16 protein-coding genes are annotated in these 15,968 nt (G+C 71.3%); 5 read left to right on the top strand and 11 right to left on the bottom strand.

What is annotated here, in order from left to right; genetic code table 11:
• Positions 1–83: 83 nt before the first annotated feature.
• The gene (locus E1294_RS10035; RefSeq protein WP_132507097.1) at positions 84–854 is read left to right on the top strand and encodes a hypothetical protein; all 771 of its coding nucleotides are present in this window, start codon (positions 84–86) and stop codon (positions 852–854) included.
• A 292-nt stretch (positions 855–1,146) separates the two neighbouring features.
• On the opposite strand, the gene E1294_RS10030 is transcribed toward E1294_RS10035, so the two are convergent.
• On the bottom strand, positions 1,147–2,076 hold the full coding sequence (locus E1294_RS10030) for a GNAT family N-acetyltransferase (RefSeq protein WP_132507095.1): 930 nt from the start codon (positions 2,074–2,076) through the stop codon (positions 1,147–1,149).
• A 125-nt stretch (positions 2,077–2,201) separates the two neighbouring features.
• Positions 2,202–3,782, bottom strand: coding sequence for an MDR family MFS transporter (locus tag E1294_RS10025; protein WP_246082915.1), 1,581 nt, complete (start codon positions 3,780–3,782; stop codon positions 2,202–2,204).
• 99 nt (positions 3,783–3,881) lie between these two features.
• Here E1294_RS10025 and E1294_RS57105 point away from each other — a divergent pair, with 99 nt between their 5' ends.
• Entirely contained in the window at positions 3,882–4,427 is a 546-nt protein-coding gene (locus tag E1294_RS57105; protein ID WP_132507093.1) for a TetR/AcrR family transcriptional regulator, read from the top strand.
• An 88-nt stretch (positions 4,428–4,515) separates the two neighbouring features.
• Positions 4,516–4,947 (top strand): ATP-binding protein, encoded by a 432-nt coding sequence (locus E1294_RS10015; RefSeq protein WP_132507091.1) that lies wholly within the window; start codon positions 4,516–4,518, stop codon positions 4,945–4,947.
• On the opposite strand, the gene E1294_RS10010 is transcribed toward E1294_RS10015, so the two are convergent.
• Entirely contained in the window at positions 4,944–5,303 is a 360-nt protein-coding gene (locus tag E1294_RS10010) for a hypothetical protein (protein ID WP_132507089.1), read from the bottom strand. The two genes, E1294_RS10015 and E1294_RS10010, sit on opposite strands and share 4 nt — an antisense overlap.
• A 58-nt stretch (positions 5,304–5,361) precedes the next feature.
• The gene (locus tag E1294_RS10005) at positions 5,362–6,321 is read right to left on the bottom strand and encodes a Ppx/GppA family phosphatase (RefSeq protein ID WP_132507087.1); all 960 of its coding nucleotides are present in this window, start codon (positions 6,319–6,321) and stop codon (positions 5,362–5,364) included.
• Between the two features lie 267 nt (positions 6,322–6,588).
• Here E1294_RS10005 and E1294_RS10000 point away from each other — a divergent pair, with 267 nt between their 5' ends.
• Both E1294_RS10000 and E1294_RS09995 read left to right on the top strand, forming a co-directional pair.
• The gene (locus tag E1294_RS10000) at positions 6,589–7,404 is read left to right on the top strand and encodes a formylglycine-generating enzyme family protein (protein WP_132507209.1); all 816 of its coding nucleotides are present in this window, start codon (positions 6,589–6,591) and stop codon (positions 7,402–7,404) included.
• A gap of 4 nt (positions 7,405–7,408) precedes the next feature.
• Positions 7,409–8,545, top strand: coding sequence for a UDP-N-acetylglucosamine--N-acetylmuramyl-(pentapeptide) pyrophosphoryl-undecaprenol N-acetylglucosamine transferase (locus tag E1294_RS09995; protein ID WP_132507085.1), 1,137 nt, complete (start codon positions 7,409–7,411; stop codon positions 8,543–8,545).
• Here the strand turns inward: E1294_RS09995 and E1294_RS09990 are convergent.
• The 7 genes from E1294_RS09990 to E1294_RS09960 all read right to left on the bottom strand — a co-directional run.
• Complete coding sequence (locus E1294_RS09990; RefSeq protein WP_246082914.1) at positions 8,530–9,414, bottom strand: hypothetical protein; 885 nt, start codon at positions 9,412–9,414, stop codon at positions 8,530–8,532. The genes E1294_RS09995 and E1294_RS09990 overlap by 16 nt on opposite strands.
• 21 nt (positions 9,415–9,435) lie before the next feature.
• Positions 9,436–10,344 (bottom strand): hypothetical protein, encoded by a 909-nt coding sequence (locus E1294_RS09985; RefSeq protein WP_246082913.1) that lies wholly within the window; start codon positions 10,342–10,344, stop codon positions 9,436–9,438.
• Between the two features lie 33 nt (positions 10,345–10,377).
• A complete protein-coding gene (locus tag E1294_RS09980; RefSeq protein ID WP_165977203.1) occupies positions 10,378–11,265 on the bottom strand; it encodes a hypothetical protein in 888 nt (295 codons plus the stop codon).
• A 48-nt stretch (positions 11,266–11,313) separates the two neighbouring features.
• A complete protein-coding gene (locus E1294_RS09975) occupies positions 11,314–13,302 on the bottom strand; it encodes an MMPL family transporter (RefSeq protein ID WP_132507083.1) in 1,989 nt (662 codons plus the stop codon).
• Between the two features lie 143 nt (positions 13,303–13,445).
• Positions 13,446–14,099, bottom strand: a complete 654-nt coding sequence (locus E1294_RS09970; RefSeq protein WP_132507081.1) for a response regulator transcription factor — start codon at positions 14,097–14,099, stop codon at positions 13,446–13,448.
• Positions 14,096–15,427 (bottom strand): sensor histidine kinase, encoded by a 1,332-nt coding sequence (locus E1294_RS57100; protein ID WP_132507079.1) that lies wholly within the window; start codon positions 15,425–15,427, stop codon positions 14,096–14,098. Before E1294_RS57100 ends, E1294_RS09970 begins: the two co-directional genes overlap by 4 nt.
• A gap of 144 nt (positions 15,428–15,571) precedes the next feature.
• Positions 15,572–15,968, bottom strand: a 397-nt coding sequence (locus tag E1294_RS09960; protein WP_220447651.1) for a hypothetical protein, incomplete at its 5' end; no start/stop codon positions are given.

The following is a 15,968-nucleotide window of genomic DNA, read 5'->3' as shown; positions in this document are numbered from 1 at the left end:
GAGAACGGGACTGAACAGCCGTAGATTGGGAGCGGAAGTGCTGGTTTTCCGTACAGGCTCGTCCCGCTATCACCTTGTACGGCATGCTGCACAGCGTCCCGCTTGAGGCTGGACAGTGCCAGCCGGTAGGCGTCGTCGACGTTCACTGGTCCAGCATCCGCTGCATGCGCCAACAGGTCGTCCCAGTGGATGGGCCGGCGTCGTGCACCGCCGAGCAGTTCCTTCGGCTCGCCGTCGAGTTCCGCCAGCGCCAGCGTGCCGTAGCGCAGGATGTTCACCACCGTGCCGTGCGTGCCGTAGCGCAGGATGTTCACCACCGTGCCGTGTTGTCCCACAAGCCAGGATGCGAAGGCCGTGTCCTGGCCGGGCTGTGGAGCATATCGACGATCTTGACTCGCAAGTCCTTGGAGGCCAAAGAACCCTTCGCGGCCATCACCGGGCTGACCAACGACATCAGGGTCCGTGCCAAGACCGCGTTCGGTGTGAGCGACTGGGAGGCTGCGACCGCCACCAAGGCTGTTCCTCCTCCGCCTCCACCAGGCAGCGGTTCCATCTGCGTGCTGGAATCCGGCACGCGGGCCGTTGCTTCGGAGCCGGGCAGGCAACAGTACATTGACCGGGTCCGGCACTACTTCCGAGGTCAGGACACTGTGCTGGAAGGCGGGGCCGAGACCATCTGGGACGCGCCCGGGGTGACGCCCGAAGGGAGCAACACGGCCAAGCTGTCCATCCTTGATGCGACGCTGGTCAGCCAGCGGGAGGCTATGGAGCGTGCGGAGACAACTCGCACCGAGTCGGCGGTCGAGATCGTTGATGCCGTTGTCCAGAGCAGGCAGGCGGCGTTTCCTCCATGACCGAAGGTGCCGATGCCGGGGCTGCCGCTCACACCAAACAGGGCAAGCAGTCGGCAAAGCGCCGCCATGCTGCCGAGCGCCATGGCGAGACCGTGAATCGATCACCCTAGGCATCTGACCGGTCCTTCACTCGTGCTTGACGCACAAGGGCTGTCATCGCTCGCCAACGACGACCGACGCATGATGGCACGGCTCGACGTAGCGTTGCGCGAGGACTTCGTGCCTGGTCGACGCCTTGATCGTGGCCACCGCCGCAAGCGCCATCCGATTCAAGCAGCGCACCCCATGGACGTTAAAGGCGGCGGTGCCAGATGTCGATGACCATGACCGGGCGCATGCCCGCCGACTCGTACAACCCGAGCGCGGGCGTCGTGTTGTTGGAGTCCACGTGCAGGATCGTGCCCTTGCGGCCGCGCGAGGCGTCGGCGGCGAAGGCGTGGCGCAACAGGAACCGGCCCAGCCCCTGCCCCCGGAACTCCGGCAACACCGCGAGCGTGGCCACATAGCCGCAGCCCTGGTCGGGCACGAACTGGTTACTGCCGATCACCACCCCCGCCGCCCGCCCGTCGATGCTGGCGAGCGCGAGCTGGTCCCAGTCGTTGGCGGTCTGCGCCTGCCTGCGTTCATACCACAGGTCGTAGTCGAGCTTCACGAACCCGAAGTGCTCGGCGAAGGCCTCCTGGTGCACGCGGTGCGCCTCGCGGCGCACGTCGTCGCGCCCACCGGAGCGCAGCGTGAGCCCGGCCGGCGGGGATGGCGGCTCGACGGGGCCGTCGTGGTCGATGCGCATGCGGTGGAAGCTCGTGCCGGGCTCGAAGCCCAGCTCCTTGGCCATGGCGCGCTTGACGTGGTCGGCGCGGTGGACCCCGAGGTGGAGGGTCGCGCCGTCGTGGCCGCGCTCGGCGGCCAGCTCGCGGGCCCGCCCGAGGACCGCCTGCCAGAGCTCCTCCGCCAGGCCCTCGACGCCGGGACGGATGATCACGTCGACGTGCACCAGGTCGCTGTCGCCGTTGCCGCACGCCCAGGCCGAGCCGAGCAGCCTGCCGTCGGTGTCCTGTGCGAGCCAGCCGTCCTTGTCGCGGTCGAAGTCGGGCTCGACGAGCTCGTCGGCGACGTCCTCAGGCGTCATGTCCGGCGCCCCGATCACCGCGGTCTCGTAGGCGGAGATGAGTTCGTATATGGCCGCGGCGTCTTCCACGCGTGGACGGCGGAGGCTGTGCATGGAAACAATGGTCTACGAACCACCTCCCCGGCGCCTCTCATTTTCCAGGCCGGCCACGCTCGACAGGCGCTGGAGCACGGCTCGCGGCCCTGATCCTCGAGGCTGTCTCCAGCGGGAGCGGCTGTTCACGTGGCCGCCGGGGCGACGGGCTCCTCGTCGGAGGCGGCGGCCTTTGCAGGAGCGGCACCGCGCAGCGGGATTTCCTGGATGAACGCCGCCAGCACCGGCACCGCCACCGCGAACGCGATGGCCCACCAGAATACACCGGAGATCGACGCCGCCAGCGACTCCAGCAGCCCGGTGCGGACCTGGGCGGGCATGGCGGCGACCGCGCCCGGGTCCATCCTGGCGCCGGTCCTGGCCATGCGCTCGGCCGTCTGCGCGCCGAACCTGCCGGTCAGCTCGGACAGCAGCGCGCTGTTGAAGATCGCCCCGAACATCGAGACGCCGAAGGAGCCGCCGATCGACCGGAAGAACGTGGTCGCGCTGCTGGAGACGCCCAGGTCCTTCTGCTCGACGCTGTTCTGGGCGATGAGCATCGTGGTTTGCATCAGGAAGCCCATGCCGAGGCCGAGCACCGCGATGTAGACGCCGGTCAGCCAGGCCGGCGTGGTGACGTCCATGGTGGACAGCAGCCACATGCCGCCGGCCATGCCGACGCCGCCGACCACCGGGTAGATCTTGTACTTGCCCGTGGCGGTGATGGCCTTGCCCACGAACAGCGACACCACCATGGAGGCGCCCATCATCGGCAGCAGCAGCAGGCCGGAGTTGGTGGCGGTGGCGCCCTGCACCATCTGCTGGAAGAGCGGCAGAAAGTTGATCGCGCCGAACATCGCGAAGCCGAGCAGGAACCCGATGGCCGAGATCAGGGTGAAGTTGCGGATCCGGAAGAGCTGCAGCGGCATGATCGGCTCGGCCGCCCGCCGCTCCACCAGGACGAACATGGCCAGCGTGACCACGGCGAGCGCGGCCAGGGTGAGGATCTGCCAGGAGCCCCACGCGTACTCGTTGCCGCCCCAGGTGGTGATGAGCACCATCGCGGTGATGCTGACCGACAGCAGGATCGCGCCCGCCCAGTCGATGCGCACCCGCGTCTTCTCCACCTCGGGCAGGTGCAACCTGAGCACCAGCAGGACCAGCGCGATCGCGCCGATCGGCAGGTTCACGTAGAAGGCCCAGCGCCAGTCGAGGTTGTCGGTGATGAAGCCGCCGACCAGCGGGCCCGCGATCATCGCCAGCGACATGACGCCGGCCATGATGCCCTGGTACTGACCGCGTTCGCGGGGCGGCACGAGGTCGCCGATGATCGCCATGACGTTCACGATCAGGCCGCCCGCGCCCAGCCCCTGCACCGCGCGGAACGCGATCAGCTCGGCCATGCCGTCGTCGGGCCCGCCGAGCATGTCGGAACCGGCCATGCCGCAGAGCGCCGAACCGATCATGAAGATGACGATCGAGATGATGAAGATGGTCTTGCGCCCGTACAGGTCGCCGATCTTGCCCCAGATCGGCGTCGAGACGGTCGTGCCCAGCACGTACGCCGTGACCACCCAGGACAGGTGGGCCAGGCCGCCGAGCTCCCCCACGATGCGCGGCATGGCCGTGCCCACGATCATGTTGTCGAGCATCGCCAGCATCATCGCCAGCATCAGCCCCGGCAGGACGACCATGACCTCGCGGCGTCGCCCGGTTGCCTCCGCCACCACTTACCCCCCAGCGTCCACGCACCTTACTTGCCGACCGGCAAGCGTAGAATAAGCTAGATACTTACTTGTCGGCCGTCAAGTCGAAATAGGTGCGAAGTGCGGGAAGACACGCGAACCCGGATCCAGGAGATCGCGCTCAGGCTCTTCACCGAGCAGGGCTACGAGGCGACCTCCCTGCGGGAGATCGCCGAGGAGCTCGGGGTGACGAAGGCCGCGCTCTACTACCACTTCAAGACCAAGGACGACATCGTGGCCAGCCTGGTCGATCTCCGGCTGGCCGACATCGAAGAGCTGCTCGCGTGGGCGCGCAGCCGGCCCAAGACCCCGCAGATGCGCCGGGAGCTGGTCGAGCGTTACGCCGAGTACCTGCGGCGCACCCGGCACCGCGGCGTGGCGAGGTTTCTCGAGCGCAACCAGACGGCGCTGCGCGACCATCCGACGCTCATCAAGATCCGTGAGCGGATGATGGAGCTGCCGCACGAGATGAGCGGGCCCGAGGCGACGCCCGTCGAGCGCATCAGCCACTCGCTGGCGCTGTTCGGGCTGCACGCGGGCAAGTGGCTGGCCCTCGAAAGCGAGCTGTCGGAGGAGGAGATCCACAAGGCCACCATCGAGGTGGCCATGCGGCTCATCGAGCCGTGACCGTTCCGCCCTGTCCGCTCTGAAGGGACGATTGGGGCGCGAGATCCGGGGCAGAAGGACCACACGCATCGATCCGGGAGGAGGCGCGGTGGAGACCACGATAGCGCTTCGACTGCCCCGCGATGCGGCGAGCGTCCCGCTGATCAGGGAGATGCTGGACGGCACGCTGCGCTCGCTCGGCGTTGACCCGCACGTCCGCGACGACATCGAGCTCATGCTCACCGAAGCGTGTTCCAACGTGGTCAAACACGCGGCGCCCAGCGACGACTACCGCGTCTACGCCATCGTCGACGACGAGCGGTGTGTCATCCAGGTGGTCGACCACGGAGGCGGTTTCGACCCGCGCAAGATCGTCGACCACGGGCCGGCCTCCGAGCACGGACGCGGGCTGCAGATCATGCGGGCCCTCGCCGACGACATCCGCTTCACCAACGAACACGAGGACGGGGCCATGGTGTGCCTGGAGAAGCGCCTGCGGTACGCGCCGGGCGCGGCCGGCACACACCTCATGACCACCTAGATCTTGCTGGGCCGCTCCGCGGGCCGGTGGTCGCGGAGGCGTACACGGTGGGGGTGGCCGCCGGCGGACCCGCGCTCCGCGGGCCGGTGGCCGCCGAGGCGCAACCGCCGGCGCACCCGGGGCGTGCTCCCGCTCAGCTCGGCCCGCCGCCGCGCCGGCACGGCGCTGCCGCTCAGCTTCAGCTCCAGCCGTCTCTCCCGGCGGCTCAGCCGTCTCCGCGCAGTGCGCCAGTCGATCATCACGGCCGCCATCGTCACGAAGGTGACCATGGCGGTCACCGCGATGAGCAGCACGGCCATGACGATGAGGAGGACGACGACCGCCAGGGCACCGATCGCGCCGAGCACTTCCACCATTTGGCAGACGATGCCCGTCCACCAGCGGTCTATACCAGATCCTGGGGATATAACGAGCTTACTCGGCCACACCGTTCGCCTGGTCGAGGCGGCCGGGCAGGAGGTCGAGGCGGCGCAGGATGACGCCCTCGCGCAACGCCCACGGGCACACGTCGAGCCGCTCCACCTCGAACAGGTCCATGGCCGCGTCGGCGACCAGCGCGCCCGCCGCCAGCTGCGCCGCCCGGCCCTCGGACACGCCGGACAGCTGGGCCCGCTCGGCGGCCTCCATGGTGGTCAGCTTGGCCGCCCAGTCGGCCATGTCCTCCCGCGACAGCGAGCGCGCGACGTAGGGGCCCTCGCTGGAGGGCGCCGCGCCGGCGATCCTGGCGAGCTGCTTGAAGGTCTTGGACGTGGCCACCGCGCGGTCGGCCCCGCCGTATCTGACGATGTCGCCGACGGTGCGGGCTATCTCGGCGCGTACGTGCTTGCGCAGCTTGCGCACCTCGTCGGCGGACGGCGGGTCGCCGGTGAACCAGTCGCGCGTCAGCCGCCCCGCGCCCAGCGGCAGCGACACGGCCACGTCGGGCTCCTCGTCGACCCCGGCGGCGATCTCCAGCGAGCCGCCCCCTATGTCGAAGGCCAGCAGCCGCCCCGACGACCACCCGAACCACCGCCGTACGGCCAGGAACGTCAGCCTGGCCTCGTCGCGCCCGGACAACACGGTGATGTCCACCCCGCAGCGCTGGTCGATCTCGGCGAGCACCTGCTCGCCGTTGGAGGCCTCGCGCACGGCGGAGGTGGCGAAGGCCACGAGGTCCTCCACCCCCTTGTCCTCGGCGAGGGCGACGGCCTCCTCCACGAAGGCGCCCAGCCGCTCGACGCCCTTGCCGGCCAGCCGGTTGTCGTCGCCGAGATGCTCGGACAGGCGCAGCTCGACCTTGTGGGAGTAGGCCGGCATGGGCCGGGCGCCGCGGTGGGCGTCGACGACGAGTAAGTGGACGGTGTTCGAGCCGATGTCCAGCACGCCGAGTCGCATGGTGAAACGCTACAGTCCTGCGGCTTCGACGACGACAGGGAGCCCGGCGCGGCCGGGCGTGAGGGGAGGAGGACAGCCGTCGCCTGGGGTGACCGTGGCGTGGGGCGGCCGCGTCGTGATGGGCATGCCGCAGGCACTACCCTTCCATGGTGTCACGACACCTTGGGGGGATCTGTGAACGCTTGCTGCGGCCCGAGCAGAAACGCCACCTCTGGGCCGGTTCAGGAGCCCGTGAAGATCACCGGGCGGCGGACGGCGCCGCGCGGCATGGTGCGCATCCCCGGCGGGACGTTCCTGATGGGCGGGGACGACCCTGACGGACGGCCGGACGACGGTGAGGGGCCGGTCCGCGAAGTGCGGCTCGACCCGTTCCTGATCGATCCGGCGTGCGTGACGAACGCGCAGTTCGCCACGTTCGTCAAGGAGACCGGCTACGTCACCGAGACCGAGCGGATCGGCTGGTCGTTCGTGTTCCACCCGTTCGCCACGGGTGGGGTGATGGACGCCTCCGTGCCGGGCGCGCCCTGGTGGGCCGGGGTCGAGGGGGCCACGTGGCGCTCGCCGGAGGGCCCCGGCTCGTCGATCGGCGACCGGCAGAACCATCCCGTGGTGCACGTGTCGTGGAACGACGCCACCGCCTACGCCACCTGGGCGGGCAAGCGGCTGCCCACCGAGGCGGAGTGGGAGATGGCCGCCCGCGGCGGGCTGGAGCGCAAGAAGTACCCGTGGGGCGACGAGCTGGCGCCCAAGGGCCGGCAGCGGTGCAACATCTGGCAGGGCCGGTTTCCGACCGCGCCGAGCAAGGGGACGATGCCCGTCAAGTCGTTCCACCCCAACGGCTACGGCCTCTACAACGTCTCGGGCAACGTGTGGGAGTGGACGGCCGACTGGTGGGGCACGACGTGGGAGGACTTCGCCGACAACCCCACGGGGCCGGCCGAGGGCGGCGCCAAGGTGATCCGCGGCGGGTCGTACATGTGCCACGACTCCTACTGCAACCGCTATCGTGTCGCCGCCCGCACCTCCAACACTCCTGACTCCGCTTCGGGGCACACGGGTTTCCGCTGCGCGGCTCTAGTCTGATCGCATGTCACGAACCCTGCGACTGTTGATCACCGGCGGCGGCACCGGTGGTCACACCTATCCGGCCCTGACGACCCTGTCGGCCGTTCAGCGACGTCAGGTGCCGCACGACGTGCTCTGGGTGGGCACGGCCAACGGTCTCGAGGCCAGGATCACCGCCGAGCACGGCATCCCGTTCAAGGCGATCACGACGGGCAAGCTGCGCCGCCGCCCCAACCTCAAGGAGCTGGGCACGAACATCGCCGACGTGTTCCGTATCCCGGTCGGGCTGTTCCAGGCGGTGGGGCACGCGGCCCGCTACCTGCCCGACGTGGTGCTGTCGACCGGGGGTTACGTGGCGGTCCCCATCGGCGTGGCGGCCAAGCTGATCCGCCGCCCGCTGGTGATGCACGAGCAGACGACCGTGGTCGGGCTGGCGAACCGGATCCTGTCCAGGCTGGCGACCAGGATCGCACTGTCGCACGAGTCGTCGCTGGAATACCTGCCCGCGGCGGCCAGGAAGAAGGCCGTGGTGACGGGCAATCCGATCCGGCCGGAGCTGCTGCAGGGCAACCGGGCGGCGGCCTACGACCTGTTCGGGCTGACGTTCGAGGTGCCGCTGATCTACGTGACGGGCGGGGCGCAGGGCAGCAAGCAGATCAACACCCTTATCGCCGAGGTGCTGCCGCGGTTGCTGCCGCACGCGCAGATCGTGCACCAGTGCGGGCCCGCCTGGATCGACCAGATGCGGGCCATCACGCTGCCCGGCGAGCTGGCCGAGCGCTACCACCCGGTGCCCTACGTGGGAGAGGAGCTGGCCGACCTGTTCGCCGCCGCCGACGTGGTGATCTCGCGCAGCGGCGCGGGCACGGTCTCGGAGCTGACGGCCATCGGCAAGCCGTCCGTGCTGGTCCCGCTGATCCCGACCGGCGGTGACGAGCAGCGCAAGAACGCGGGCTACCTGGCCTCGGCCGGCGCGGCCAGGGCGCTGCTGGAGCCGCGTCCGGCGGCCGACCAGTTGCTGGCCGAGCTGATGCCGCTGCTGGCCGACCCCGAGCTGCGGCAGGCGATGGGGCAGGCGGCGGCCGGGCTCGGCCGCGTGGACGCGGCCGACGCCCTGTGCGACGTGCTGCTGGAGGCCGCGGGTCAGGGTTCGAGATAGCGGAAGGCCTCGTGGGCGGAGCTCACGCTCCGCCTGAGCGCCTGCTCCAGCCGGTCGGCGTCGCGCGCCAGCCGTTCGAGCTCGGGAACGGCGAACCCGTCGGCCCCGGTCTCGGCCACGAGCTCCTCATACTGGTGCACCCGGCCGCGCAGTTCCTCGATCTGCTCGTGGGCCACGTACGCGCGCTCGGCCTCGGTGACGTTGGCGGCGTACCGTTCCAGCGCCTCCACGCGGGCCAGCACCGCCGCCTCGCTGCTGTCGAGCGCCCCGGCCAGCGGCCTGGCCACGGCCTCCACCTCGGGCGTGAGCCCCTGCGAGACGGTCTCCCTGTGCTTGGTGCGCAACGCGGACAGCTTGGCCAGCAGCCGGGCGATCTCCCACTCCTGCGCGGGCAACATCACGGCATTGCGCACGTCGTCGAGCATGCCCTCGGCGTTGACCCGGGAGCCGGTCACGGTGGCGATGGCCCGCTGGGCGCGGGTGAGCAGCCGCCTGGACGACTCGTCGAGGTCGTCGGTCAGCACGTAGCGGCCTTCGTACCAGCGCAGCTGCTCGTAGATCTGCCGTTCGTACGCGTCCTCGTCCTCTTCGGTCAGGTCGTTCCTGACGAACAGGACGACCATGACGGGGATGAGCATCAGCAGGAGCATGAGGATGCCGAGGCCCCTGCCCAGGCCGCCGACGCCCAGGACCAGCCCGAAGAGCGCCACCGTGCCGAAGCCGGCGGCCATGCGGTATCGCGCGCTCGACGCGGCCCGCCGCGATTCGGGCGCCCAGCCCTGGCGCATCTTCATCAGCACCAGCCGGCTCTGCCTGAGCAGCTGAGCGTCATCGGGCGGCACCCCGGGGTCTACCACCACATCCGCCACAAAACCGGATCCTAGGGGAAATCAGCCCTTGAGGTGGCGAAATGCCTCGTGCGCGGAGCTGACACTGTTGCGTAACGCCTGCTCAAGGCGGTCGGCGTCGTCCGACAATCGGCTCAGCTCCGGCACGGCCGACCCGTCGGCGCCCGACTCGGCGAGCAGCTCCTCGTAGCGGGGCAGCCGGGCGCTCAACCGCTCGATCTGGTGCCTGGCACGGTAGGCGCGCTCGGCGTCGGCCACGTGGCCGGCGTACCGCTCCAGCGCCTCCACGCGGGCCAGCACCGCCCGCTGGCTGCTGTCGAGCGCCTCGGCGAGGGGCCCCGCCACGGCGGCCACCTCGGGGGTGACGCCCTCCGCGACGACCTCCTGATGCTCGGCGCGCAGCGCCGAGAGCTTGGCCAGCAGCCGGGCGATCTCCCACTCCTGCGCGGGCAACATCACGCCGTTGCGCACGTCGTCGAGCAGCCCCTCGGCGTTCACGCTGGAGCTCATGACCTGGTCGATCGCCGCCTGAGCGCGGCTCAAGAGCGGCCTCGCGGCATCGTCGAGGTGCTCGCGGAGCACGAAGCGGCCCTCGTATCCGCCGGCGTGGTCGTAGACGTCGCGCTCCAGAGCGTGCCGGCGTTCCACCTCGGCGTCGGGCCTGGGCCTGAGCAGGACGCTGACGGTCAGCAGCGCCGCCCCTGTCATGATCACCACGAAGGCCGTGTACTGCTCGGCGACGAACAACGTCAGCCCGTACACGGCGGCCGCGACGGCCGTCACGGTGGCCGCCAGCCTCGCCACGATGCCCGCCATGGGCCGATGACCCTTGTGCGTGGGCACCCAGCCCGCGTGGATGCGGACGAGAAGCTTGCGGTTGTCGCGTAAGAGGGCCGCGACGTCGTCAGGCACCGCCGGATCGACTATCACCTTCGCATGACGTCCGGCCACGTAACTGATCCTATGTCCCGGTCTGTCCGACTGTCAGCTTTCCAGGTAGCGGAAGGCCTCGTGCGCGGAGCGCACGCTGCGCCGGAGCGTGCGCTCCAGAACGTCGGCGTCCTCGGCCAGCCGCTCGATCTCGGGTACGGCCAGCGCGTCGGCGCCCGACTCCGCCAGCAGCTCCTCGTACTTCGGCAGCCGGGCGCGCAGCTCCTCGATCTGGCCGCGGGCGTGGTAGGCGCGCTCGGCGTCGGCGACGTGGGCGGCGTACCGTTCCAGTGCCTCCACGCGGGCGACCACGGCCGCCTCACTGCCGGCCAGCGCCCGTTCGAGCGGCTCGATCACCGCGGCGACCTCAGGCGCGATGCCCCTGGACAGCAGTTCCCTGTGCTCCAGGCGGAGCGCCGACAGCTTGGCCAGCAGCCGGGCGATCTCCCACTCCTGCGCGGGCAACATCACGGCGTTGCGCGCGTCGTCGAGGAGACCTTCGGCGTTGACGTGGGAGCGCAGCACGGACCCGATGGCCCGCTGCGCCCTGGCCAGCACCTGCCCGGCCTCCTCGTCGAAGTCCTCGGGCAGCAGGTAGCGGCCGTCGTGCCAGCGGGCCTGCTCGTACACGCCGCGCTCGTGCGGCCGGTCGTCCTCCGCCACCTCGCCCATCGAGGCGATCTTGACGAGGACGATGAAGACGTACGTGCCCAGCAGCATGAACCCGGCGGGCGCGAGCGGTGAGGCCAGCAGGACGGCCATGCACGCGATCACGGCAGGCGTGGCGGCCAGCAGCAGCGCGGCGGAGGCGCTCCGGTGGCGCGGCGCCGCCGGAGCGGCGGGGGGCACCCAGCCTGCCCTGATCCTGGACAGCAGGGGGGCGTTCGCGCGCAACAACCCGGCGACCTCCGGGGATACTCCCGGATCGACGACCACACCCACGTTCTGTCCTGGCACCCTGGCGCCCCCAACGCTCGTGATGTGTGGATATTACGTAACTTTTTCCCTGGATGTCAGCCTCTGAAAGGTCAGGGTAGGAAACCACCAATTGCGCGCGCCGAGCACTTCCATGGCGGCGGGCACCAGCACCAGGCGGACCACCGTGGCGTCGACCAGCACCGCAGCGGCCAGCCCGACGCCCATCACGCTCAGCGCGCGATCATCGAACGCGCCGAAAGCGGCGAACACACAGAACATGATCGTAGCCGTCGCGGTAATGACCCGGGCGGTCGCGGCCAGCCCGGAGGCGACCGCCCGGCTGTTGTCGCCGTCCTTGAGGTACTCCTCCTGGACCCGGGACAGCAGGAACACCTCGTAGTCCATGGACAACCCGAACGTGATGACGAACAACATCGTCGGCACCCACGCGTCGATCGGCCCGGCGCCGCCCAGGCCGAGCACGTCCTGCTGGAAGACGGCCACGACCACGCCGTAGGCGGCGCCGATGGACAGCAGGTTCACCGCGATCGCCTTCAGCGGCAGGACCAGGCTCCTGAACACCCCGGCGAGCAGCACGAACGCGGCCAGCAGCACCGCCCCGGCCATCCACGGCAGGCGATCGGCCGAATGGCGGGCGTAGTCGATGGCGGCGGCGGTGGACCCGGTGACGAGCACCGGCTCCGGCAGGCCGGAGCGCAGGCGGTGGATGAGGCCCGTGGTCCGCTCGTCCTGCGGGCCGGTCGAGGGCACCACGATCGCCGCGCGCTCCCCCGAGGGGAAGGCCTGCGCGACGCCGGGCGTGGCGGCCGCCCGCCGGACCACGTCGTCGAGCGGCGCCCGTACGGTGTCCCGGACGGCCAGGATCAGCGGCGCCGCCGCCCCCGGCCCGAACCCCTGGGCGAGCAGGTCGTGGGCCCGGCGCGTGGTATCGCTCCCGGGCCGGTTGCCCGCGTCGGACCAGCCGACCCGCAACTGCGTGGCGGGCAGGGCGAGCACGGTCAGCGCCAGCAGCGCCACCATCCCCGTCAGCCACGGCCTGCGCTGGACGACCCGGCTCCACCGGTACGCCACAGGCGGGCCGCCTTCGCGGCGGGGCATCGCGAACCGGTCGATCCGCGTGCCGATCATGCTCAGCAGGGCCGGCAGCAGGGTGAGCGAGGCCAGCATCACCATGAGCACGCCACAACCGCTGGCCAGCGCGATCCCGCCGCCGAGCGACGGGCCGAGGAACAGGATGCCGGAGCCGGTCACGATCACGATCAGCCCGGCGAACAACACGGACCTGCCCGCCGTGCGCATGGCCCGCGTGACGCCGTCCAGCACGTCGAGCCCTTCGTCCAGCCCTGTGCGGAACCGGGTGACGATCAGCAGCGCGTAGTCGATGCCGACGCCGAGCCCCAGCATGATCGTGAGGTAGACGGCGAAGCCGGGGGTGTCGACGAAGGTGCCGAGCACGGTGAGCAGCGCGACGCCGCACGCCACCCCGGCCACGCCGATGACCAGCGGGAGCACGGTGGCGATCAGCGAACGGAACGCGACCAGCAGCACGATCGCGGCGGCGAGCAGGCCGACGCCCTCGGTCAGGCCGCCGGGTGTGAAGTCGGCGAAGTCGTCTCCCGCCAGCTCCACGGTCACGCCGTTGGCCTGGAAGGCGTCGCGCAGCCCTTTGAGCTCCGGGACGGCGGCCAGGCCCGGGTGGTCGATGGGGATGGAGGCGATCGTCCCGTCCGCTGACAACCGCTGGGCGTCCAGGGAGACGCGTACGCCGGGGACGGCGTTCATGCGGTCGACGAGGGCGGCCACGGCCTGGCGCGTCCCGGCGGCCTCGATCCCGGACGGGGCGGAGACGACCAGCGCGCCCGGCGACTCCTCCGCGGCCGGGCCGAGCAGCTCGGCGGCCAGTTGGCTTTCCGAGCCCGGAAGGGTGAAGTCGTCGTCCGCCGTGGCCGGCCAGGTGGCGGCGGCCGCGATGAGTGCGGCGGCCAAGGCCAGCCAGAGCGCGACGACGAGCCGTCGGTGGTGGATGCAGAAGCGGATCATGCGGCGACCGTAGGAAGCGCGGGCACCGCCCGTCGTCCCCCGGACGCGGTCGGCCGCTACACCTCTCGCGGTAGCCCACTGCGTCTTTCGCGGTCGCGGCCTCGGACGCGGCCGGCTCCGCTGCCGTACCCGGAGGAGGGGCCTCAGGCGGAGTCGCCGGGACGGACCAGACCGGTTTCGTAGGCGATGACGACGAGCTGGGCCCGGTCATGCACCGCCAGCTTCGTCATCATGCGGTTGACATGGGTCTTGACGGTGAGCGGGCTCATGACGAGCTGCTCGGCGATCTGGGCGTTGGTGAGCCCTCTGGCGACCCTGGCCAGCACCTCACGCTCGCGCCCGGTCAGCGGTACCAGCGGGTCGGTGTCCAGCTCGGCGGGCCGCCGCGTGGTGAACTCCTCGATCAGCCGCCGCGTGACCCCCGGTGACAGCAGCGCGTCTCCCCGGGCGGCCACCCGCACCGCGTGCCGGATCTCGCCCGGCTCGGCGTCCTTGACCAGGAATCCGCTGGCCCCGGACCTGAGCGCCTCATAGACGTACTCGTCGAGGTCGAACGTGGTGACCACGACGACGCGCACGCCGGTGGCGGCCAGGGCGCGGGTGGCCTGGAGGCCGTCGAGCTCCGGCATCCGGATGTCCATCAGCACCACATCGGGCTGGACACGTCGCGCGAGCCGCACCGCCTCGGCGCCGTCGGCGGCCTCGCCGACCACGGTCATGTCATCCTCGGTGTCGAGCAGCGCCCGCAGGCCGGCCCGGACGAGCGGCTGGTCGTCCGCGAGCAGGATCGCGATCACGCGGGCAACCGCGCGGTGACGCGGAATCCGCCGGTGGGGCCGTCGCCGGTGGTGAGCCGGCCGCCCACGACGGCGACCCGCTCGGCCATGCCGGTGAGGCCGTGCCCGCGTGGCGCCCGGCTCCCGCCGCCGTCGTCGTCCACCTGAACGGTCACGCCTCCCCTTTCGTAGGTCAGCGTCACGGTCGCGCTGGTGGCGTTGGCGTGCCGCATGGTGTTGGTCAGCGCTTCCTGTACGACACGGTAAACGGTCAGGTCGGCGGCGGGTGGCAGCGGTCGCCGCTCCCCCTCGATGTCGAGGGTCACCGGCAGACCGGCCGTTCGCACCAGCCGGGGCAACTGCGCCGAGCCGGGCAGCGGCTGCCTCGGACTCCGGGCCTCGGCCACCCCGGACACGGAACGCACCCGCTCGCCGGGCGCGGCCTGCGGGGCCCCCGGTTCACCGGAGCCCCCGGCCGGACGTCCGTCGCCGCCCGACCCGCGGGAACCCCGCGCGCGCTCGCCGGAGTCGCCGGCGTCGCGGGAACCGCCCGCGGGATTCCCGGGGTCCGGGGCCGGAGGCGCGGTGAGGGCGCCAGGCAGGCGGGCGGGATCGAGGGGTTCGGCGGGGCACGGACGCAGGACGCCGAGGATGGCTTTCATCTCCCCCATCGCCTGCTGGCTGGAGCTGCGGATGACCTGGAGGGCGGCGGCGGCCTCGGCCGGGCCACCGGCGCGTTCCACGGCCTCGGCGGCGACGGCGGCGTGCAGCGCGATCACCGACACCGTGTGCGACGTGACATCGTGCAGCTCCCTGGCCACCCGCAGCCGCTCCTCCTGCGCCCGCCGCAGCGCCTCCTCCTCCCGGGTCCGCTCGGCCTCGGCGGCCCGCCGTTCCACCTCCGCGGTGTAGTCGCGCCGCGCCCGCGACACCTCCGCCGGCTGGACCACGAGCAGCACGAACGACGCCCAGACGCCGACCGCGATCGTGACGGACAACTCGCCTCCCATGACCGCCGCCACCCCAGGCACCGCCACGAGGAACGCCGAGCCCGCGTAGCCGGACATCCGGCGGCCGTCGGCGATGACCGAGAAGAGCGCGATCAGCGCCGGCACCGGCCACAACGCGAGCGCGTACCCGAGCGTGAAGAGCCCGGCCGCCGCCCCGGCGCTCACCGCCAGCGCCACCTCGGGCCGCGTCTGACGCCAGGCCGGCCCGATCGACGCCGCGACGAGCAGCGCGTAGCCGAGCAGGTCGAGCGGCCGGGCCTCCGGCTGGTTGCCGTACGCCATGATCGTCGAGAAGAAGACGGCCGCCGTGAGCCCGCACACCAGGGCAATCGTCCGCATCCTTGCACGGTAGTGCGCCGCCCGCGCACCGCGCGATACGCCGGCCGCGGTATCCAGGGTACGGCGCACGCGGTACCCCGGATACCGGGCGGGCCGAGACCCCGCACGCGGCGCTCGCCGGGGTGCGGGCGCCCGCCGGCTCGCTCAGGGCGTATTCTGCTGGATCTCCCAGAGGGCCATCTCGGGGACGCCGGCCTTCACCAGCGCGTTCCAGGCGCCCATCCGGTCCACCGGGTCGGCGAGCACGGCACGCAGCAACGGGCGCAGCTCGGCGTGGCCGTCGCCGTCCTCGGCCCACATCGCCCCCAGCGCCTGGTGCAGCGCCGGCGACCTGACCGCCACCGTACGGACCAGCTCGTCAAGAATGCGCACCCGCTCCCGGTAGGGCAGCCCGCGCCCCTCCCCCAGGGCGCGCAGCAGCAGGTCGAGCAGGCGCCGGTGCCGGGGCGTGTGGCCGGTGGCGACCGCGACGACGACGTCGCCCATGCCGTCACTCATACCGCCGCTCATCTGGGCCCCCATCCCGGCCCCCGTCCTGGCG

It is taken from the genome of Nonomuraea diastatica, assembly GCF_004349015.1.
Taxonomy (GTDB): domain Bacteria; phylum Actinomycetota; class Actinomycetes; order Streptosporangiales; family Streptosporangiaceae; genus Nonomuraea; species Nonomuraea diastatica.
The sequence above is the reverse complement of the archived record's forward strand: the minus strand, read 5'-3'. Positions and strand labels throughout refer to the sequence as shown.